This is a genomic window from Chenggangzhangella methanolivorans (assembly GCF_042648545.1).
GTDB classification, from domain to species: Bacteria; Pseudomonadota; Alphaproteobacteria; order Rhizobiales; family Methylopilaceae; genus Methylopila; species Methylopila methanolivorans.
The window spans coordinates 41,689-62,034 of the sequence record NZ_JBHRXS010000012.1 but is presented as its reverse complement, the minus strand read 5'-3'; the positions used below and the strand labels follow the sequence as shown (position 1 = coordinate 62,034).

The 20,346-nt window shown below is 71.3% G+C and carries 14 protein-coding genes; 12 read left to right on the top strand and 2 right to left on the bottom strand.

Annotated features, from left to right (window positions below; all coding sequences use genetic code 11):
• Positions 1 to 187: 187 nt before the first annotated feature.
• Positions 188 to 952: a HugZ family pyridoxamine 5'-phosphate oxidase gene (locus tag ACFOWB_RS20230; protein WP_261404449.1), complete on the bottom strand. Its 765-nt coding sequence runs from the start codon at positions 950 to 952 to the stop codon at positions 188 to 190.
• A 138-nt stretch (positions 953 to 1,090) separates the two neighbouring features.
• Between ACFOWB_RS20230 and ACFOWB_RS20225 the strand changes: the two genes are divergently transcribed.
• The 5 genes from ACFOWB_RS20225 (at position 1,091) to ACFOWB_RS20205 (ending at position 5,088) form a co-directional block, all read left to right on the top strand.
• Positions 1,091 to 1,801, top strand: a complete 711-nt coding sequence (locus ACFOWB_RS20225) for a response regulator transcription factor (protein WP_261404450.1) — start codon at positions 1,091 to 1,093, stop codon at positions 1,799 to 1,801.
• Between the two features lie 185 nt (positions 1,802 to 1,986).
• Positions 1,987 to 3,771, top strand: coding sequence for a sensor histidine kinase (locus tag ACFOWB_RS20220; protein ID WP_261404451.1), 1,785 nt, complete (start codon positions 1,987 to 1,989; stop codon positions 3,769 to 3,771).
• Positions 3,768 to 4,280 (top strand): HPr kinase/phosphorylase, encoded by a 513-nt coding sequence (locus ACFOWB_RS20215; RefSeq protein WP_261404452.1) that lies wholly within the window; start codon positions 3,768 to 3,770, stop codon positions 4,278 to 4,280. The genes ACFOWB_RS20220 and ACFOWB_RS20215 overlap by 4 nt, the downstream gene beginning before the upstream one ends.
• A gap of 84 nt (positions 4,281 to 4,364) precedes the next feature.
• Positions 4,365 to 4,766: a PTS sugar transporter subunit IIA gene (locus tag ACFOWB_RS20210; RefSeq protein WP_261404453.1), complete on the top strand. Its 402-nt coding sequence runs from the start codon at positions 4,365 to 4,367 to the stop codon at positions 4,764 to 4,766.
• Between the two features lie 40 nt (positions 4,767 to 4,806).
• Positions 4,807 to 5,088, top strand: a complete 282-nt coding sequence (locus tag ACFOWB_RS20205) for an HPr family phosphocarrier protein (RefSeq protein WP_261404454.1) — start codon at positions 4,807 to 4,809, stop codon at positions 5,086 to 5,088.
• A 58-nt stretch (positions 5,089 to 5,146) separates the two neighbouring features.
• Here the strand turns inward: ACFOWB_RS20205 and ACFOWB_RS20200 are convergent, their stop codons facing one another.
• On the bottom strand, positions 5,147 to 6,199 hold the full coding sequence (locus ACFOWB_RS20200; RefSeq protein ID WP_261404455.1) for a Tim44 domain-containing protein: 1,053 nt from the start codon (positions 6,197 to 6,199) through the stop codon (positions 5,147 to 5,149).
• Between the two features lie 275 nt (positions 6,200 to 6,474).
• On the opposite strand from ACFOWB_RS20200, the gene ACFOWB_RS20195 reads away from it, so the two are divergent.
• The 7 genes from ACFOWB_RS20195 to addA all read left to right on the top strand — a co-directional run bounded on the left by ACFOWB_RS20195 (position 6,475) and on the right by addA (position 20,281).
• Complete coding sequence (locus ACFOWB_RS20195) at positions 6,475 to 6,909, top strand: hypothetical protein (RefSeq protein ID WP_261404456.1); 435 nt, start codon at positions 6,475 to 6,477, stop codon at positions 6,907 to 6,909.
• A 259-nt stretch (positions 6,910 to 7,168) separates the two neighbouring features.
• Positions 7,169 to 8,578: an adenosylhomocysteinase gene (gene ahcY, locus ACFOWB_RS20190; protein ID WP_261404457.1), complete on the top strand. Its 1,410-nt coding sequence runs from the start codon at positions 7,169 to 7,171 to the stop codon at positions 8,576 to 8,578.
• A 277-nt stretch (positions 8,579 to 8,855) separates the two neighbouring features.
• Positions 8,856 to 11,300, top strand: coding sequence for a PAS domain-containing sensor histidine kinase (locus tag ACFOWB_RS20185; RefSeq protein ID WP_261404458.1), 2,445 nt, complete (start codon positions 8,856 to 8,858; stop codon positions 11,298 to 11,300).
• A complete protein-coding gene (gene tsaE, locus ACFOWB_RS20180; protein WP_261404459.1) occupies positions 11,297 to 12,871 on the top strand; it encodes a tRNA (adenosine(37)-N6)-threonylcarbamoyltransferase complex ATPase subunit type 1 TsaE in 1,575 nt (524 codons plus the stop codon). Before ACFOWB_RS20185 ends, tsaE begins: the two co-directional genes overlap by 4 nt.
• A 17-nt stretch (positions 12,872 to 12,888) precedes the next feature.
• The gene (locus ACFOWB_RS20175) at positions 12,889 to 13,587 is read left to right on the top strand and encodes a nucleotidyltransferase family protein (RefSeq protein ID WP_261405668.1); all 699 of its coding nucleotides are present in this window, start codon (positions 12,889 to 12,891) and stop codon (positions 13,585 to 13,587) included.
• 170 nt (positions 13,588 to 13,757) lie between these two features.
• Positions 13,758 to 16,874, top strand: a complete 3,117-nt coding sequence (gene addB / locus ACFOWB_RS20170; RefSeq protein ID WP_378148985.1) for a double-strand break repair protein AddB — start codon at positions 13,758 to 13,760, stop codon at positions 16,872 to 16,874.
• Positions 16,871 to 20,281 (top strand): double-strand break repair helicase AddA, encoded by a 3,411-nt coding sequence (gene addA / locus ACFOWB_RS20165; RefSeq protein ID WP_378148983.1) that lies wholly within the window; start codon positions 16,871 to 16,873, stop codon positions 20,279 to 20,281. Before addB ends, addA begins: the two co-directional genes overlap by 4 nt.
• Positions 20,282 to 20,346: the final 65 nt, after the last annotated feature.

The window sequence follows — 20,346 nt, the reverse complement described above, 5'->3', positions numbered from 1 at the left end:
TTGGGCCTCCGCGACGCTAAAATCGCGTCAGCATCCCTGCCCTATCATTCAATCCGCCTGACAGGCGCATTTAATACCGATGAACAACCATAGCGTCATCGGCTTTTCGTATGAGGCGGTGAATTTTATCGATCGTCGCCGGCGAGAGGAGCCGCAACGGCGTCTCCGCCGCCGCGTCGCCGGCGCGTCATCCGGCCGCCGTCTTCGCCCTCGCCTCGCCCACAAGCGCCACCAGCGCCTTGCGGACGTCGCCGGCGGTGGCGGCGGGAGACGGGAACGGCAGGTAGCGGGCCTCGCCCGCCAGGCCGATCTCGCAGCCGAGCGGATCGCAGCCCTCGAAGCGCCATGCGCCGTCGGCCGCGCCGAGGAGCGCGGTGGCGTAGAGCCGCGTCGCGTCGGTGTGATCCTCGTTCATGTGCTCGACGATGCCCGCCTCCGCCTCGAGGAGCGACGCAGCCCCCGAGGTCTCGGTCCGCAGCCGATCCCAGTTGAGATCGACGATCCGTCCGAAGCCGGCGACGAGATGCGCGCCTTCGGGGGAAAGGCGCAGCATGTGGAAGTCGTCGAAGTCGAAATAGCCGCCGCTCTCGGGCTGACGCGCGAGCCAGCGCGCGCGGTGGCCTTCCTTGTCGATCGCCTCGCAGACGCCGAACAGCGTCACGCGCGGGTGGGCGAGCGGATCGCCCTGCCCCACGTCGGCGCACAGCACGCTCGCGCGCGGATCGGCCTTCAGGTTTCGCGTGTGGCGCGCGAGATCCGAGACGAGCAAAAGCGGCGCGCCGTCCGGGGCGGTCGCCATTGCGACGAGAGAGACGTAAGGTCGCCCGGTCCCGGCGTCGACGGTCGCAAGGCTCGCGCGCCTGGCGGAACGCAGCAGCGCGCGCGCGGAGGCCACAGGATCGAAAGCCGGCGCCGCAGGGGACGACGGCTGCGCGACGTTCAACTCAGTCATGGATCGGTCCTTCGGATGCCGGCCCCTGTCAAAATCGAGGGAACCGCCTGAATTTCTTGGGGCGAACGCCCGAGCGTCACATTTCAGCCACGCCGGCCCGGTTCAAGCCGCACAGTCTATGCTATAGAAGAAGGCGCCATGCCGACGATCGCCCTGGTCGACGACGACCGAAACATCCTCACGTCCGTCTCCATCGCGCTTGAAGCCGAGGGTTACAGGATACAGACCTACAATGACGGCGCGACCGCGCTCGAAGGTCTTCGCTCGACCCCGCCGGATCTCGCCATCTTCGACATCAAGATGCCGCGCATGGACGGGATGGAGCTTCTGCGGCGCCTGCGCCAGAAGTCCGAGCTGCCGGTGATCTTCCTCACCTCGAAGGACGAGGAGATCGACGAGCTGTTCGGCCTCAAGATGGGCGCGGACGACTTCATCCGGAAGCCGTTCTCGCAGCGCCTCCTGGTCGAGCGCGTCAAGGCGGTGCTGCGGCGCGCGAGCGCCAAGGATCCGACGGCCCCCGGCGGCGCGGTCAAGGGCCCGGACTCCAAGGCCCTCGAGCGCGGCCAGCTGATGATGGACCCCGAGCGCCACACCTGCACCTGGAAGGGCGAGGCGGTGACGCTCACCGTCACCGAGTTCCTGATTCTGCAGGCGCTCGCCATGCGCCCGGGCGTCGTGAAGAGCCGCAACGCCCTGATGGACGCGGCTTATGACGACCAGGTCTATGTCGACGACCGCACCATCGACAGCCACATCAAGCGGCTGCGCAAGAAGTTCAAGGCGGTCGACGACGACTTCGACATGATCGAGACGCTCTACGGCGTCGGCTACCGCTTCAAGGAGACCTGAAGCGCGATCCGTATCGCCATGTGGAACCGGACTGCGTGTTTCGAGGCGCCCCTGCCGGGCGTCCTCGGCATGAGAACTTTTTGTGCTATCCGATACTCCCACGGTCCTCATGCTGAGGAGCGCGCCGCTGGCGGGCGTCTCGAAGCACCTCGTCCGGTTCCGCAGCGTCGAACGTCGATAAGCCCATGAGCGTCGAAGCCGAGCGCGCCGACGAGATTCCCCAGACGGAGAGCGAGGACGAGGTCCGCAAGGAGCCGCTCGGCCGGCGCGTCCGCGGCTGGCTGACGGCCGCCCGGCTCGTCGGCTTCTCCAGCCTCACGCGGCGTATCCTGGTGCTGAACCTCGCCGGCCTCGTCGCGCTGGTCTCGGGGATCCTCTACCTCAACCAGTTCCGCGCAGGCCTCATCGACGCCCGCGTCCAGAGCCTGCTGATCCAGGGCGAGATCATCGCCGGCGCGATCGCCTCCTCGGCGACGGTCGAGACCAACCAGCTCTACGTCGACCCCGACAAGCTGCTCGAGCTTCAGCTCGGCCAGACCGCCTCGCCCGGCGAGGAAGGGCTGCAGAGCCTCGAATTCCCGATCAATCCGGAGCGGGTCGCGCCGGTGCTGCGGCGCCTCGTGACGCCGACCCGCACCCGCGCGCGCATCTACGATCGCGACGGCGCGCTGCTGCTGGACAGCCGCTCGCTCTACGCCCGCGGCGACATCCTGCGCTTCGACCTGCCGCCGCCCACCACCCGGGAGCCGAGTTTTCTCGAACGCGCGGGCCACTTCCTGACGGGGCTGTTCCGCCGGACCGACCTGCCGCTCTATCCCGAGCTCGGCGCCGCCAACGGGCGCGGCTATCCGGAGGTGTCGAAGGCGCTGTCGGGCTCGCCCGGCAGCATCGTGCGCGTCAACGACGCCGGCGAGATCATCGTTTCGGTCGCGGTGCCGATCCAGCGCTTCCGCGCGGTCACGGGCGCGCTGCTGCTCTCCACGCAAGGCGGCGACATCGATTCGATCGTGCGCGCCGAGCGCATGGGCATCCTGCGTGTCTTCTTGGTCGCCGCCGGCGTCATGATCGTGCTGTCGCTCCTGCTCGCAAGCACCATCGCAGGCCCAGTGCGCAAGCTCGCCGACGGCGCGGAGCGGGTCCGCCACCGCGTGTCGCACCGCGCCGAGATCCCCGACTTCACCAGCCGCACCGACGAGATCGGCCATCTGTCGGGGGCGCTCCGCGACATGACCAACGCGCTCTATGCCCGCATCGAGGGCATCGAGCGCTTCGCGGCGGACGTCGCGCACGAGCTCAAGAACCCGCTGACCTCGCTCAGATCGGCGGTCGAGACCATGCCGCTCGCCAAAAGCGACGAGTCGCGCGCGCGCCTGCTCGAGGTCATCCAGCACGACGTGAAGCGCCTCGACCGGCTGATCTCCGACATCTCCGACGCGAGCCGCCTCGACGCCGAGCTCCAGCGCCAGGACGCCGAGCCGGTCGACGTCGTGAAACTGCTCAGCACCGTCATCGACATGCAGAACGGCGCGCCGCGCGACAACGGGGTGACGGTGAAGCTCAACGTGTCCGACCCCGCCCAGGGCCGCGACGCCTTCCTGGTCCTCGGCCACGACAGCCGCCTCGCCCAGGTCATCACGAACCTGATCGACAACGCCCGCTCGTTCTCCCCCGACGGCGCCGCGGTGACGGTCGCCTGCCGGCGCACGCGCAAATTCGTGGAGATCGTCGTCGACGACTCAGGCCCCGGCATCCGCGAGGACGCGCTGGAGAAGATCTTCGAGCGTTTCTACACCGACCGCCCCGAGCAGGGCTTCGGCCAGAATTCGGGCCTTGGCCTGTCGATCTCCAAGCAGATCGTGGAGGCCCACAACGGCCGCATCACGGCGGAGAACCGCACCAAAACGGCGGACGGCGACGCCAAGGTGCTGGGCGCGCGCTTCACCGTCCGCCTTCCGGCGGCGACGGCGTGAGCCGGTCTCCGTCCATCCACGCCAACTGCGTCGTGTGCGGGGAGCGCGGGATCCTGGTCTTCGGCGCTTCGGGAGCGGGAAAGTCGGGGTTCTCAGCCGCGCTTCTCGCCCGCGCCCGCGCCGCGGGGCGGTTCGCGCGGCTCGTCGCGGACGACCGCGTCCTGCTCTCGGCGGCTCACGGCAGGTTGATCGCCCGGCCCCACCCGGCGCTCGCAGGCCTGATGGAGCGGCGCGGCCTCGGGATCGTGGGCGAACCGCATCTCGCCGCGACGGTCGTCAGGCTCGTGATCGAACTCGATCCTGAGGCCGAGAGGCTGCCAGCGCCGGAAGCGATGTTCCGGGAGATCGAAGGCGTCAGGCTCCCCGCGCTCGCCCTCGACCCACGCGACCCGGAAGCCCCCGGACACGCATTGCGGAGTCTCGAACCGGGACTCAACATGCCGAACTGTGACCGTTTCGCCCTTGCGTTCGCGCCGCAACATGAAAAGATCGCGCGATCGGCGTCCTGAGACGTCGCCGACGCCCCTGCGGCCGCGCAATGGCGGCGCGCGTCGGTCCTGCATGGAGCGCAATGAGTTTTGCGCGGAGACTGCATGATTGGCCTCGTACTAGTCACTCACGGGCGGCTCGCCTGTGAGTTTCGCGCAGCCCTCGAACATGTCGTGGGTCGGCAGGATCAGATCGCGACGATCACGATCGATCCGGAAGACGACATGGAGGTGCGCCGCGGCGACATCCTGGCGGCGGTGCGCGAGGTCGACAGGGGCGACGGGGTCGCGGTGCTGACCGACATGTTCGGCGGCACGCCCTCCAACCTCGCCATATCCTGCATGGACGGCCGCAAGGTCGAGGTGATCGCCGGCATCAACCTGCCGATGCTGATCAAGCTCGCGACCGTGCGGCCCAATCTTCCGCTCGAAGCCGCGGTGACGCAGGCCCAGGAAGCCGGCAGGAAATACATCAATGTGGCGAGCCAGGTCCTTTCGGTGAAATGACCGCACTCGCCCGAACCGACCGCCGCGCGGCGTATTGGCCATGACGGACGCGCGCCCGGCCCGCGAACTCGCCATCATCAACAAGCGCGGACTGCACGCCCGCGCCTCCGCGAAATTCGTTCAGACCGTCGAGAAGTTCGGCGCGACCGTGCATGTGAGCCGCGCCGGCGAGACCGTGGTCGGCACCTCGATCATGGGGCTGATGATGCTCGCCGCCGGGCCCGGAACGACCATCCATGTCGAGGCCGAGGGCGCGGACGCCGAGGCCGCCGTCGAGGCGCTCGCGGCGCTCGTCGCCGACAAGTTCGGCGAAGAGGAATAAAAAAGGACANCTTTTTTTTTTCATCGGCGAGAAAGCGGGCCCGACAGGCCCGCCCCCCTCATTCCGACTGCTGGATCGCCGAGAGCATCCAACGTCCGCCATTGAGCACTCGGACGAAGGTCCAGAGCTCGGTGGCTTCTTCGGTACGGCTCGGGTTGCCCTCGACCACGCGGCCGGTGGAGACCTCCTCGGTGACGTCGATCAGTTCGTAGCGCATGGCGACAGTGGCGTAGTCGCGCGAGCCCTCGCGCCAGCTCTCGGCGAGATCGCCCTGCAGAAGCTTCACGCCGCTGACCTTGTTGATGACGCCGCGGCTGGCGTCCTCGTCGAGGTCGTTGCCGAACATCTCCATCATCTCGGGCGTCGCAAGGCCGCGCAGGCGAGCCATGTCCTGATTGGACCAAGCTTCCTGGACTTCGCTCAGCATCCGCTCGAAGACTTCGAAGTCCTGCGGTTCAAGCTCGATATCGATGCCGCGGTCGGCGCTCTGGCCAGAAGTCTGGCCGAAACCGAAGCCCCCGCCGGAGCCCGATCCGTACGAACCGCCGCCATAAGACGCGCCGTCACGTGAGACGGACTGCGGCTGGGGCCGGCTCGCGGAGTAAGGCGACGCGCCGGCGTTTGCGCCCGCCGAGGCCGCCTGCGGCTCGTTGCGGCGGCGCATCCAGTTCATCACAAGCCTCACGACGAGGAAGATCAGGCCGATCTGGATGATAAGGCCGAGGATCGAGGCCATCGAGCCGAGGCCGCCGAACAGGCCGGATCCAGAGAGCAGACCGAACAGGCCTGCGCCAAGCAGGCCGCCCATGAGGCCAGCGGCGAGACCACCGCCGAACATGCCGCGTCCCGGCGCCTGGGCGGGACGGCCGGCGGCGTTGTTCTGCATTCCGCCGGGCTGGCCAGGCTGGGTGGCGGAGCGCTGCATCTGCTGCGCGCCCGGAGCGGTCGCGGTCGGCGGCGCGGCGTCAAAGGTGCGAGAGCCGCGGCTGCCCATGCTGCCGCTGCGGCCGGCGCGAGCATCGGCGTCTTCCGGCACGAGGGTCGCGCCCACAAGAACGACCGCCGCGAACACGGCGAACGCACGGCGGATGGAGACGGAAGCGTGGCGCATCGGATCCCTTCGTGTCGGCTCCCGCATCACGCGGGCGCACCTTAGATGGTCAGGCGCCCGAGCTTTGTCACCACTGCGGGCCGCCCGGGAAGGCCGAGCGGCCTCACGTTGTCGTGGCCACGGTCAACTCGCCGCGACGTCGCCGCGGATCCGCCCGGATGCGGCCCAAATGTCACGTCCGCGGCGAACCGACCCAGATGACGCATTCTGTCTCGAACCTGACGCGACCTTCGTCTTAAGAGAGGTTCAACGACTTCGCCTGCCGAGATTCGCGTTTGATCCGCACCGCCCTCTTCGCCGCCCTGCTCGCGATCGGTCCGGGGACCGCGTTCGCGCAGTCGAGCGGCGTCGAAAGCGTCGGCCTCATCGGCTTCGCCCCCTGGGCGTCGGCGCATGCGTCGGCCGCCTTCGGCCCGGACGACGCCTATCTGTTCGAGGACGTCTCCGACTCCTCGCAGCTTGCTCCCGAGGCGCTCGTGATCGCCGAGCGGATCGACCGCGACAGGCTCGCGGCGGGAGCCGGCGACGCGCCGGTCGACGCCGAGGGGCGCGTCGGCGAGGCTTTCGGCGGCTTCGTGCGCTATGGCCGCGACGGCCTCGCCTATGCGACGCTCGACGTCGCCCGCGCCGCCGCCGAACCCACGCGGTTCGCGCAAGGGCCGATCGAGGGCCCCTCGCGCGTCGCGCTCAATCTTTCCCTCGGCGACTGAATCTTCGGTCGACGACCGTCGGACCGGCGCCCGCCGCTTCAGTCCCGAACATCGCCTTTTCCAACTGCTCCTCGCCCTTCGTCTCCACGCGAAGGGCGCGTCGTCGCTCGTCCGGCGCAAAAGTCCCGTCGCCGATCCGACATAAAGACTTCTTTATGTCTTTATTGAATGGGCGTCACGGGCGTGCTACGAGGTCGCCGACCTCATCCCCGAGGGTCGGCTTCAGCGCGCCGGCCTGTCGATCCACCAAGGAGCGCTCATGACCGCCGCCGTCGACTACATCGTCAAGGACATCTCGCTCGCCGACTGGGGCCGCAAGGAGCTCGCGATCGCCGAGACCGAGATGCCGGGCCTGATGTCCTGCCGCAAGGAGTTCGGTCCGTCGCAGCCGCTGAAGGGCGCGCGCATCGCCGGCTCGCTGCACATGACAATCCAGACCGCGATGCTGATCGAGACGCTTAAAGCCCTCGGCGCCGACGTCCGCTGGGCCTCGTGCAACATCTACTCGACCCAGGACCACGCCGCCGCCGCGATCGCCGCGAACGGCACCCCGGTGTTCGCCGTGAAGGGCGAGACGCTCGAGGAGTACTGGGAGTACACCCACAAGATCTTCGAGTGGGCCGACGGCGGCACCCCGAACATGATCCTGGACGACGGCGGCGACGCCACGCTGCTCCTCCACCTCGGCAAGCGCGCCGAGGCCGGCGACGTCGCGTTCCTCGAAGGCGCGACCAACGAGGAGGAGACCATCCTCTTCGCCGCCATCAAGAAGCGCCTCGGCACCCATCCGGGCTGGTACACGAAGAACGCCGACGCCATCCAGGGCGTGACCGAAGAGACCACGACCGGCGTCCATCGCCTGTACGAGTTCGCCAAGAAGGGCGAGCTGCTGTTCCCGGCCATCAACGTCAACGACAGCGTCACCAAGTCGAAGTTCGACAACCTCTACGGCTGCCGTGAATCGCTGGTCGACGCCATCCGCCGCGGCACCGACGTCATGATGTCGGGCAAGGTCGCGATGGTCGCGGGCTTCGGCGACGTCGGCAAGGGCTCGGCCGCCTCGCTCCGCCAGGCCGGCTGCCGCGTGCTGGTCTCGGAGGTCGATCCGATCTGCGCGCTTCAGGCCGCGATGGAAGGCTACGAGGTCGTCACGATGGAGGAGGCGACCAAGCGCGCCGACATCTTCGTGACCGCGACGGGCAACGTCGACGTCATCACCGTCGATCACATGCGCGACATGAAGGACCGGGCGATCGTCTGCAACATCGGCCACTTCGACAGCGAGATTCAGATCGGCGCGCTGAAGAACTTCAAGTGGGACAACATCAAGCCGCAGGTCGACGAGGTCGAGTTCCCGGACGGCAAGAAGATCATCGTGCTGTCCGAGGGGCGCCTCGTGAACCTCGGCAACGCGACCGGCCACCCCTCCTTCGTGATGTCGGCGTCGTTCACCAACCAGACGCTCGCGCAGATCGAGCTCTGGGCGAACAACAAGGACGGCAAGTACGAGCGCCAGGTCTACGTGCTCCCCAAGACTCTCGACGAGAAGGTCGCGGCGCTGCACCTCGACAAGATCGGCGTGAAGCTCTCCAAGCTCTCGGACAAGCAGTCGTCCTATATCGGCGTGCCGCAGGCGGGCCCCTTCAAGCCCGAGACCTACCGCTACTGATCTCGCGCGGGCGCGCCTTCCGCGCGCCCGCGTCCCTGACGTCTGACCGCGCCCCCGGCCCTCCCCTTTGGACGGCCGGGGGCGTTTTCGTTTCGCGCCCGCCCCCGATCGTGCGAAAGCTCTTTTCCACAGGGTGAATTTTGACGGCTCCGTGGCGCGCGCGCCTCTGTCGGCGGGAGTCCCGAGCCAGTATCGTCGGACCGATTCGGGGACGCCGCGCGCGGCAAGCCGGCGGCGTTCGGTGACGCACGCCGGCCGAGGGGGCTTCAAGACGCGAATGTCCGCACGCTCGAGGTCGAGGACGGCGCCGCCGGCTTTCGCGGCGGCGGCCGCGGGCGTGGCGCTCGCCAGCAGCCCGGCGCAGGCCGCGGCGCTCGGCGCCTCGGAAGCCGCGGCGCTGTCGCTGTTCCTCGGCGCGATCTTCGTCGCCGTCACGGCGTCCGTGCTCCTGCTGCGAGCCCGCCACCGCCTCGCGACGCTCTCCGACTCCACCGCGCTCGCCGAGCGAGACCTGCGCTCACGGCTCGACCGCGCCGAAGCCGAGCTCGCCGCCGACGACCGCGTCACCGTCACCTGGGCCGCGGGCGCGACCGAACCGGTCGTGGTCGGCGACGCCTCTCGCATCGCGGGCCTCACCGCCGGCCGCCGGCTCCTCGCCTTCGGCGCATGGCTCGACCCGAAGGTCGCCAACGCCCTCGAAGACCGCATCGCGGCGCTGCGCGAGCGCGGCGAACCCTTTAGGCTGATGCTTCCGACCGTCGAGGGCGGCCATCTTGAGGCCGATGGACGGCCGATCGGCGCGGCCGTCACGCTGCGCCTGCGCGACGTCACGGGCGAGCGCCTCGCGCGGGCCGAGATCGAGGCCGACAACGCGGAGCTGCGCGGCGCGCTCGCCCGCCTCACCGCATTGGTGGAAGCGCTGATCCAGCCCGTGTGGCTGCGCGACGATCGCGGCCGGCTGGTCTACGCCAACGAGGCCTACGCCCGCGCGGTGGAGGCCAAGGACGGGGTCGCGGCGACCGACGCCCAGGCGGAGTTCCTCGATCAGGCCGACCGCGCCGCCGCGCGACGGACAGTCGAGGCCGGCCATGTGTTCCGCAAGCGCGCGCCCGCGGTCTTCGCCGGCCAGCGCCGCATCTTCGACGTCGTCGAGGCCCCTTCGGAGGGCGGCTCGGCCGCCATCGCGGTCGACGTGTCGGAGCTCGAGGACGTGCGAGCGGACCTGTCGCGCCAGATGGACGCGCACCGCCGCACGCTCGACGAGCTCACCACCGCGGTCGCGATCTTCCGGGCGAACGGCGCGCTCGCCTTCCACAATCAGGCCTTCGCGCAGCTCTGGGCGCTCGATCCTGCTTTTCTCGAAAGCGGCCCGTCCGACGCCGCCGTGCTGGATCGCCTGCGCGCCGACCGCAAGCTGCCCGAGGAAGCCGACTTCCGCACCTGGAAGGCGGCCCTCCACCAAGCCTATCAGGCCATCGAGGCGCGGGAGCACTGGTGGCACTTGCCCGACCGCCGCACGATCCGCGTGGTCGCGGCCCCGAACCCGCAGGGCGGCGTCACCTATCTCTTCGACGACGTCACCGAGCGTCTCGCGCTCGAAAGCCGCTTCAACGCGCTTCTGAAGGTCCAGAGCGAGACCATCGACCACCTCAAGGAGGCGGTCGCGGTGTTCGGCTCGGACGGACGGCTGCGGCTCCACAACCCCGCCTTCGAGACGCTGTGGAAGCTGTCTCCAGCGGCGCTGGAAGACCGGCCACACGCCGAGCAGGTGCTGGGCGCCTGCGGCGCACGCCACGCCGATCCCGCCTTGTGGAGCCGGCTCAAGATGGCGATGACCGCGATGCCGGAGGAGCGCAAGCCCGTCGCCGCGCGCATCGATCTCGACGATGGCGCGATCGTCGACGTGGTCACCCTTCCCCTGCCGGACGGCGGCACGCTCACCACCTTCACGGACGTCTCGGCTTCGGTGAACGTCGAGCGCGCGCTGCGCGACCGCGCCGAAGCGCTCGAGGCCGCCGACCGCCTCAAGGACGACTTCGTCAAGAACGTGTCCTACGAGCTGCGCGCGCCGCTCACCAACACGATCGGCTTCGGCCAGCTTCTGGGCGACCCGCGCATGGGCGAGCTCAACACCAAGCAGAAGGAGTATGTCGACCACATCGTGTCGTCGGCCTCCGCTCTGCTCGCCATCATCAACGACATCCTCGACCTCGCCACCATCGACGCCGGCGCGATGGAGCTCGACCGCTCGCCGGTCGATCCGCGCGCCGCGATCGACGCGGCCGTGGAGGGCGTCCGCGACCGCCTCGCGGAAGCCGGCCTCGGGCTTGAGATCGAGGTCGCGCCGAATGTCGGAACCTTCGAGGGCGACCCAAAGCGCGTGCGCCAGATCCTGTTCAACCTGCTCGCCAACGCCATCGGCTTCTCCAAGCCCGGCGTCGCGGTGCTTGTGAGCGCCATGCGCGAGAACAACGAAGTCGTGCTGCGCGTCGCCGATCGCGGCGCCGGCATCCCGCCCGAGCGTCTCGAGCGCGTGTTCGACCGGTTCGAAAGCCAGTCGGCGGGCAGCCATGCCCGCGGCGTCGGCCTCGGGCTCTCGATCGTCCGCTCGCTCGTCGAGCTTCATGGCGGCACGGTCGCCTTGCAGTCGGCGCCCGGCGAGGGCACCGTCGTAACCTGCCGCTTTCCCGTTGGCGGCGCCGCGATCAAGGCCGTCCGATGAAGGGTCCCGCCGCCAGAACGCAAGCCGCGACCGCGGCCGCCCGCGCGGCGGAGGCCGCCGCGTCGCCGGAATGGAAGCTGCCGCTTCCCGACGAGGCCGCGACCCAGGCGCTCGCGGATCTCATCGCGCGCGCGCTCAAGCCCGGGGACCTCGTGACGCTCGGCGGCGAGCTCGGCGTCGGCAAGACCACCTTCGCCCGCGCGCTCGTGCGCGCCCGCGCCGGCGATCCGGAGCTCGAAGCCCCGAGCCCGACCTTCACGCTGCTCCAGACCTACGACCTGCCGCGCGGCCCGATCGTCCACGCCGACCTCTACCGGCTCTCCGGGCCGGACGAGCTGGAGGAACTCGGCTGGGACGAGGCCGGCGACGACGCCATCGTGCTCGTCGAATGGCCGGACCGGCTCGGGCCCGTGCTGCCGCCCGACCGCCTCCAGATCGAGCTCAGCCTCGCCGACCAGCCGACCGCGCGCACCGCGGCCATCACCGGCCACGGGCGTTTCGTCGAGCGGCTGAAGCGCCTGCGCGACGGCCAGCGTTTCCTCGACAGGGCCGGCTGGGGCGCGGCGCGGCGCGACCACATCCAGGGCGACGCCTCGACGCGCCTCTATGAGCGCCTGACGCTCGGCGACCGCTCCGCGATCCTGATGGACGCGCCCGCCAGGGCGCCGGGCGTCGCGATCCGCGACGGCAGGAGCTATTCGGAGCTCGCCAAGCTCGCGCTCGACTCAAAACCCTTCGTCGCCATCGCCGACGGCCTGCGCGCGCTCGGCTACGGCGCGCCGGAGATCTACGCCGCGGACCTCACGACCGGCTTCCTGCTGGTCGAGGACGTCGGCGTCGAGCCGGTGGTCGCTCTCGGTTCGCCGATCGCGAGCCGCTACGAGGCGGCGACCGACCTGCTCGCCGATCTCCACGCCAAGGCCGTTCCCGCCGAGACCCCCGTGGGCGGCGAGCTCTACCGCCTGCCGGACTACGACGCGCCAGCCTTCCTGATCGAATGCGAGCTGCTCTGCGACTGGTATCTGCCGCGCATGACCGGCGTCTCGCCGGATCCGGAAGCGCGCGAAGCGTTCCGCGGACTGTGGCGGCAGGCGCTGGAGCCCGTGCTCGCCATGGGCCGCACCTGGGTGCTGCGCGACTACCATTCGCCGAACCTCACCTGGCGCGACGACCGCGAGGGCATCCTCCGCCTCGGCGTCATCGACTTCCAGGACGCCTGCATGGGCCCGCCCGCCTATGACGTCGTCTCGCTGCTCCAAGATGCGCGCGTCGACCTTCCCGATGAGCTCGAGATGCAGCTCGCCGCCCGCTATCTCGCGGCGCGCCGCAAAGCCGACCCGAGCTTCGAGCCGCGCGACTTCGCCCGCGCCTATGCGACGCTCGGGGCCCAGCGCGCGACCAAGATCCTCGGCATCTTCGTCCGTCTGGCCGAACGCGACGGAAAGCCCGGCTATCTGCGCCACCTGCCGCGCCTGCGCCGCGCGCTCGACGCCAACCTCGCGCATCCCGACCTCGCCCCGCTCGCGGCCTGGTACGCCGAGCGCATGCCGCCTGCGGATCAACCGGCGTGAGCGCTCCCACCGACGCCATGGTGCTGGCCGCGGGCCTCGGCACCCGCATGCGGCCGATCACGGACAGCAAGCCGAAGCCGCTTGTCGAGGTCGGCGGCAAGACGCTCGTCGACCATGTGCTAGACAAGCTCGCCGAAGGCGGGATCGCCAAGGCCGTCGTGAACGTCCACCACCACGCCGACCAGATGGAGGCCCATCTCGCCGGCCGGACCTCTCCGGCGATCGAGATCTCGGACGAGCGCGACAGGCTGCTCGACTCCGGCGGCGGCGTGGTCAAGGCGCTGCCGCGCCTTGCCGGCGACGCGGTCTTCATCCTGAACGCCGACACCTTCTGGCTCGACGGCGCCAGCCAGAACGTCGAGCGGATGCGGGAAGTCTGGGACCCGGCGCGCATGGACGCCCTCCTCCTCGTCGCGGCGCTAACCGCGAGCGTCGGTTTCGACGGCGCCGGCGACTTCTTCCTGTCGCAAGACGGGCGGCTGAGGCGCCGGCCCGAGCGCGAGGTCACGCCCTTCGCCTATGCGGGCGTCGCCATCATGAGCCGCGCGGCCTTCGCCAATGCGCCGGAAGGTCCGTTCTCGTTGAACCGTCTCTGGAACGAGGCGATCGAGGCCGACCGCCTGTTCGGCCTCAGGCTCGACGGCCTGTGGCTGCATGTCGGCACGCCGCAGGCGATCCTGGAAGCCGAGGAGGCGATCGCGGCGTCGGCGGCTTAAGCGCGCCGCCTTCGTCCCGGCCTTGAGCCGGGACCCAGAACCGAGACGCCTTCCGCTAAAGATCTCCAACTTCGCCGACTTTTCTTCCGGTTTCCGTTAGCGCGTCCGGATTCCGGCTCGAGCCCGGGACAAGAGGCCTGCGCCCTCTCAAAACGCCCCGCGCCCGCGCTATGCTGCGCGCCATGCCGGTCGATTCTCCCCGCGCCAACGTCCTGACGATCGCGCCGGGCGCGGCGTTCCTGCCGACGCTCGTCGCCGGGCTGCTGGACGGCGCGCTCGTGCCGGGCTTCGCGCCGCGCCACCACCCCATCGCGCTCGCCGACGCCACCGTCTTCCTGCCGACCCGGCGCGCCGCCCGCGCCTTGCGCGACGCGTTTCTCGAGGCGCTCGACGGCCGCGCGACGCTGCTTCCGCGCATCGCCCCGCTTGGAGACGTCGACGAGGACGCCGACGTGGTCGAGCCGCTCGAGGAGGCGGAGGGAGACCTCCCCTCCGCCGCGCAACCCTTCGCGCGGCGGCTCGCGCTCGCGCGGCTCGTGAAGGCTTTCGCCGGCGCGCTCGACCGCTCGGTCCTGCGTTTGCGCCCCGAGGACGGGCCGCTGGTGCCCTCGACCGCCGCCGACGCCATCCACCTCGCCGGCGACCTCGAAAGCCTGATCGACGCGATCGAGACCGAGGAGGTCGACGCCCGCGCGCTCGACGCCCTGATTCCGGGTGAGCACGACCAGTACTGGGCCATCACCCAGGCGTTCCTGCGGGTCGCGCTGGCGCGCTGGCCCGAGCACCTCGCCGAGCGCGGAGAACTCGATCCGAGCGCGCGCCGCCGCCTCCAGATCGAGGCCGCGACCCGTCGCGTGGCAGCCTCCCGCGGACCTGTGATCGCCGCGGGCTCCACCGGCTCCGCGCCCGCGGTGCGGCGGCTGATGAGGGCGATCTCGACCCACCCCATGGGCGCCGTGGTGCTGCCGGGCCTCGACCGCGACGGGCTCGAAGACGCGGCCTGGCGCGAGCTCGTTTCCGGGCGCGGGCCGGGCCTCTACGGCCATCCCCAGCGCGGGCTCGCGCAGCTGCTCGAGACGCTAGAGATCCGCCGCGAGGACGTCCGGGAGCTTGGCGGCGCCGCGGCGGCGCTCGGCCTCAGGGCGCGGCTTGCGGCCGACGCGCTGCGGCCGGCCGAGACGACCGACGCCTGGGCGACGCGGCGCTTCTCGCCGGCGGATGTCGCGGCGGCGCTCGACGGCGTGTCGATCGTCGAGGCGCCGACGTTCCGCGCGGAGGCCGCCGCGATCGCGGTGGCGCTGCGCGAGGCGGTCGCGACGCCCGGCAAGACCGCGGCGCTCGTCACGCCGGACCGGGCCCTTGCGGCGCGCGTCGCCGCCGAGCTCGAGCGCTGGAGCGTCCTGGTCGACGACAGCGCCGGCCGTCCTCTCGCCTCGACGCCCGCCGGCGCGCTGCTGCGGCTTGCGGCCGAGGCCGCGCTCGCGCCGACGCCCGCGGCCCTGCTCGCGCTGCTGCGCGCGCCGGCCTGCCGCCTCGCCTCCGAGGCGCCGCGGGCCGTCGACGCGCTCGACGTCGCGGTCTTCCGCGCGATGTGGCCGGCGACCGGCCTCAAAGGACTTCGGGCCGCGCTCGCAGCGCTGTCGTCGCAGCCCGCAGACGCCGCCGACGACGCCCCGCCCCGTCGGCGCGGCGTCGCGCGCCGGTTCGGACCCGACGACCTCGCCGCGGCCGCCTCGCTGGTCGAACGCCTTGAAACCGCGCTCGCCCCTCTCGCGGGAGTCGCGGCGGAGGCGGAGGCTCCGCTCGAACGGCTTGTGGGCGCGCTGTCGGGCGCCTTCGAAGCGCTGGCCGGGACCGAGGGCGAGGATGTCGAGGCCGTCCACGAGACGCTCGACGAGCTGCGCGGCGGCGCGGCCGAGGCCGACCCGATCGCTCCCCTCGCCTTTCCGGGCGTCCTCGAGGCGCTGCTCGCCGGCCGGGCGCTGCGACCGCCGCGCGACCGCCATCCGCGCCTGCGGATCCTCGGGCCGCTCGAGGCGCGACTCCTGAGCTTCGACCTCGTGATCCTGGGCGGACTGAACGAAGGCGTCTGGCCGCCCGTGCCGCAGGCCGACCCCTGGATCAACCGCCCCCTGCGGGCCGCGCTCGGCCTCGCCCCGCCAGAGCGGCGGATCGGCCTCTCGGCGCACGACTTCTCGCAAGGGCTCGGCGCTCCGGAAGTCGTGCTGACCCGGGCCGCCAAGGTCGGAGGCGCGCCCACCATCCCGGCGCGCTGGCTGCAGCGGCTGGCGGCCGTCGCCGCGGGTCCGGCGCATGAGGCGGCGCTGGCCAGAGGACGCCGCCTGCTCGCATTCGCCGAACGGCTCGACGACGCCGAGCGGGAGCCCGCCCCGCGGCCGCCGGAGCCCCGGCCGCCGCTCGCGGCCCGGCCGCGCCGCCTGAGCGTCACGGCGGTCGAGACCTGGCTGCGCGACCCCTATTCGATCTACGCCCGCCACATCCTGAGGCTCGAGGAGCTGCAGCCGGTCGGACCAGAACCCGGTCCCGGCGACCTCGGAAACGTGATCCACAAGGCGCTCGAGACTTTCGTGAAGGAGGCCGTCCCGCTCGACGATCCGCAGGCGCTCGACCGGCTGCTCGCCTTCGGCGTCGACGCGTTCGGCGATCTCCTGGAGCGCGACGACGCGCGAACGCTCTGGTGGCCGCGCTTCGTCGCCGTCGCCGACTGGGCGCTCGGCTTCCACCGCGCCCGAGCGGCCCAGGTCACGGAGGTCTTCGTCGAGCGCGACGGAGCCTACCGCTTCGAGACCGTGGGCGGGCGGACGTTCGAGCTCACCGCCCGCGCCGACCGCATCGAGGCCTTCGCCGACGGGACGTTTTCGGTGCTCGACTACAAAACCGGCGCTGTCCCGACCGCGAAGCAGGCGCTCGCCGGCTTCGCCCCGCAGCTTCCGCTCGAAGGCGCGATCCTGCGCGAGGGCGGCTTTGCGACGGTCACCCACGCCGGAAGTCCGATCGGCGAACTGAGCCTGATCAAGCTCGCGGGCCGCGATCCCGCGGGCGAAACCGTCGAACTGCGGTCCAAGGAGCTCTCGCCCGACGCCGTCGCGATCGAGGCGCTGGCGCGCTTCAAGGCGGTGGTGAACCGCTTCGAGGATCCGCGCGAGCCCTACCGCTCGCTGTCCCACCCCCAGTTCCTGCGGCGTCCGGACGGGCCTTACGCCCATCTTGCGCGCGTGAAGGAATGGTCGGCGACCGGCGGCGCGGCGGAGGGCGAGGCGGAATGAGCGGCCCCTCGGCGAAGACGCTCGAACGGCAGGCGCTCGCTTCCGACCCCGCGAGCTCGGCCTGGGTGTCGGCGAACGCCGGCTCGGGCAAGACCTACGTGCTGGTCCAGCGCGTGGTGCGGCTGTTGCTTGCGGGCGCGGACCCTTCGCGGATCCTCTGCCTCACCTTCACCAAGGCCGCCGCCGCCAACATGCAGAACCGGGTCGTGGCGCGGCTTCGCGGCTGGGCGACCGTCGACGACGAGACGCTCGCGGCCGAGATCGCCGGCGTCGAGGGCGCGCGGCCCTCGCCCGGACGGCTCGCCAGCGCCCGAAAGCTGTTCGCGCGGGCGCTCGAGACCCCGGGCGGGCTGAAGATCTACACGATCCACGCCTTCTGCGGCCGCCTGCTGCACCAGTTCCCGTTCGAGGCGAACGTGCCGGCGGGCTTTTCCGAGCTCGACGAACGCGACCAGGCCGAACTGATGGCGGAGGCGCGCGCCGCGACCCTCGCCAAGGCCGCGCGCGATCCCGACCGGCCGATCGGGCGGGCGCTCGCAAGCCTCGTGGCGCGCCATGCGGAAGGAACGATCGACGAGGCGCTCGCCGAGGCGGTGGCGCGCCGCGACGCGATCGCGCGGCTGTTCGTCGAGGGCGGTCTCGACGACGCCGACGGCGCGGCGAAGGAGCTGCGCGTCATGTTCGGCCTCGCTCCGACCGACAGCGCGGACGCGCTCGAACGCGAGATCCTCGCCGGCGGCCTGTCTTCGTCGGAATGGCCCTCGATCGCAGCGGCGCTTGCGCAGGGGTCGGCCAATGACGTGAAGCTCGCGGACTGTTTCACCCGCGCGGCGGCGGCCGAGGCGGAGAAGGACCGGCGCGCCGCCTATCTCTCGGTCTTCCTCACCGGCTCTGGCCAGCCGCGCGCGCAACGCGCCTTCGTGACCGCCGCGACCCGCAAGGCCGAGCCCGGGCTGGCGGCCCTGCTCGACGCTGAACTCCTGCGCGTGGCCGAGCTCGTGAAGCGCGTCCGCGCCGCCGTCATCGTCGAGCGCACCCACGCGCTGCTCACCCTCGCGGACGCGGCGATCGGCGCCTATGGGGCGCGCAAGTCCGCCCGCGGCCTGCTCGACTACGCCGACCTCATCCTGCGGGCCCGCGCGCTGCTGTCGCGCGCGGACGCCGCCTGGGTGCTGTTCAAGCTCGACGGCGGCCTCGACCACATCCTCGTCGACGAGGCGCAGGACACCGCGCCCGAGCAGTGGGACATCGTCCGCAAGCTCACCGAGGACTTCCTGTCTGGATCGAGCGCCCGCGAGGCGGTCGAGCGGACGGTGTTCGCGGTCGGGGACGAGAAGCAGTCGATCTTCTCGTTCCAGGGGGCCGAGCCCGCCGCCTTCGGCGCGACCCGCAAGGCCTACGAGGTCTCGCACATCGGCGTGGATCGCGCCTTCCACGACGTGCGGCTTCAGGAGAGCTTCCGCTCGGCCAAGGCCGTTCTCGACGCCGTCGACGCCGTGTTCGCCCGCAAGGAGGCGTTCGCCGGTCTCTCCTCCGACGAGGGGGTGGGCACACATCACGAAACGACGCGCGTGTCCGCGCTCGGCTCGGTCGAGCTCTGGCCGATCGTGGTCGCAGAGGAGGCCGAGCGCGCCAAGGAGGCCTGGGACGCCCCCTTCGACCGCGTGAACCCGACGAGCGCCGTGGTGCGGCTCGCCGAGCAGATCGCGGCCGAGATCCGCCGCGCGATCGACGCCGGCGAGACGGCGCCGGGCGAGATCCTCGTGCTCGTCCGCCAGCGCAAGGCGTTGTTCGAAGCGGTGCTGCGGGCGCTCAAGCGGCTCGGCGTGCCGGTCGCGGGCGCGGACCGGCTGGTCGTCGGCGAGCACATCGCGGTCATGGATCTGCTCGCGCTCGGCGACGCCATCGTCACGCCCGACGACGACCTTGCGCTCGCCTGCGCGCTCAAGAGCCCTCTGTTCGGCCTCGACGACGACGACCTGATGGCGGTCGCGCCCGAACGCGGCGGCGCGCGGCTGCTCGACGCGCTCGGAGAGGGAGCGGCGCGCGCGCAGGCGGCGGCCGAGAGGGTGCGGCGCTTCGCGGCCGAGGCGCGCAAACGATCGCCCTTCGATTTCTTCGCCTTCCTGCTGGCGAGCGCCGGCGGGCGGCGCGCCTTCCGCGCCCGGCTCGGACCGGAGGTGGATGATCCGCTCGACGCGTTCCTCGACCTCGCCGAGGCGTTCTCCCGGTCCAATCCTCCGACGCTTGCCGGGTTCCTGCGCTGGATGCGGGCGGCGCCGGCCGAGATCAAGCGCGACCTCGACGTCTCGTCCGGCGAGGTGCGGGTGATGACTGTGCACGGCGCCAAGGGACTGGAGGCCGAATTCGTTGTGCTGGCCGACACCTGCGGCCCGGCGAGTTCCGGACGCGGATCGGCGCTGCTCGCAGCGCCCCGCCTCCACGCCGGCCACGACGCGCCGCCGATCCCGGTCTGGGCCGGACGCAAGGACGACGATCCGCCCGCGCTCGAGGCCGCCCGGGCCGAGCGCGCCCGCCGCGCCGAGGAGGAGCATCGCCGCCTGCTCTATGTCGCGATGACGCGCGCCAAGGACCGGCTGGTCGTCTGCGGCCACGACATCGGGCGGGCGCGGCCCGAGGGCGCCTGGTACGACCTCGTGCGCGAGGGGCTTGCGGCCGCGGCCGGGGTCGAGACGCTGGAGACCGAGGCGGGCCCGATCCTGCGGCTGCGATCCGGCTCGGCGCCGCAGCTCGCGCTCGACCTCGCGCCGCTTCCGAAAGCCGTGGAAGAAAAAGCGCCGCCGCCCGCCTGGCTCGGCGAGGCCGCGGCGTTCGAGCCTGCGCCCGGCCGGCCGCTGTCGCCCTCGGCGCTGGTGGCGGAGGACGAGACCGCGCGCGCCTTCGCCAGATCGCCCGGCGCCGACGCCGGCCGCGCGCGCGGCGTGCTTCTCCACAGGCTTCTGAAGGCCTTGCCCGAGATCGCGCCGGAGCGCCGCGCGGAGGCTGCGACGCGGATCGTCGCGCGCGGGGCGGCGGCGCTCGACGCCGAGGCGGCGGAGGCGGTTCGCCGCGCCGCGCTCGCGATCGTCGACGACCCCGCCTTCGCCGCAGTGTTCGCCCCGGAGGGACGCGGAGAGGTGCCGATCATCGGGCGACTCGCGGACGGCCGTCCGGTTTCCGGCCGCGTCGACCGGCTGGCGGTGACGGACAGCGAGGTTCTGGTGGTGGACTACAAGACCGACCGCAAGCCGCCGGAAGACGGCGCGCCGGCGCCCGAGGCCTATGCGGCGCAGCTCAAGGCCTACGCCGAGCTTCTGGCCGCGATCTGGCCCAACCGCCCCGTGCGCGCCGCGATCCTGTGGACCGTCGTCCCCAGGCTTGATCGGATCGACGTCGCGCTTCCTTGACGGCCCTTGGGGGCGTCCATACGTTTTGGGCAACGCAGCGGCGGGCCCGCCCCGGGTGTCGGGGT

What these genes read in the sequence shown, in the direction of transcription:
- ACFOWB_RS20230 (WP_261404449.1), bottom strand. Translation starts at nt 952, where the DNA reads ATGACTGAGTTGAACGTCGCGCAGCCGTCGTCCCCTGCGGCGCCGGCT.
- ACFOWB_RS20225 (WP_261404450.1), top strand. Translation starts at nt 1,091, where the DNA reads ATGCCGACGATCGCCCTGGTCGACGACGACCGAAACATCCTCACGTCC.
- ACFOWB_RS20220 (WP_261404451.1), top strand. Translation starts at nt 1,987, where the DNA reads ATGAGCGTCGAAGCCGAGCGCGCCGACGAGATTCCCCAGACGGAGAGC.
- ACFOWB_RS20210 (WP_261404453.1), top strand. Translation starts at nt 4,365, where the DNA reads ATGATTGGCCTCGTACTAGTCACTCACGGGCGGCTCGCCTGTGAGTTT.
- ACFOWB_RS20205 (WP_261404454.1), top strand. Translation starts at nt 4,807, where the DNA reads ATGACGGACGCGCGCCCGGCCCGCGAACTCGCCATCATCAACAAGCGC.
- ACFOWB_RS20200 (WP_261404455.1), bottom strand. Translation starts at nt 6,199, where the DNA reads ATGCGCCACGCTTCCGTCTCCATCCGCCGTGCGTTCGCCGTGTTCGCG.
- ahcY (WP_261404457.1), top strand. Translation starts at nt 7,169, where the DNA reads ATGACCGCCGCCGTCGACTACATCGTCAAGGACATCTCGCTCGCCGAC.
- ACFOWB_RS20185 (WP_261404458.1), top strand. Translation starts at nt 8,856, where the DNA reads ATGTCCGCACGCTCGAGGTCGAGGACGGCGCCGCCGGCTTTCGCGGCG.
- tsaE (WP_261404459.1), top strand. Translation starts at nt 11,297, where the DNA reads ATGAAGGGTCCCGCCGCCAGAACGCAAGCCGCGACCGCGGCCGCCCGC.
- ACFOWB_RS20175 (WP_261405668.1), top strand. Translation starts at nt 12,889, where the DNA reads ATGGTGCTGGCCGCGGGCCTCGGCACCCGCATGCGGCCGATCACGGAC.
- addB (WP_378148985.1), top strand. Translation starts at nt 13,758, where the DNA reads ATGCTGCGCGCCATGCCGGTCGATTCTCCCCGCGCCAACGTCCTGACG.
- addA (WP_378148983.1), top strand. Translation starts at nt 16,871, where the DNA reads ATGAGCGGCCCCTCGGCGAAGACGCTCGAACGGCAGGCGCTCGCTTCC.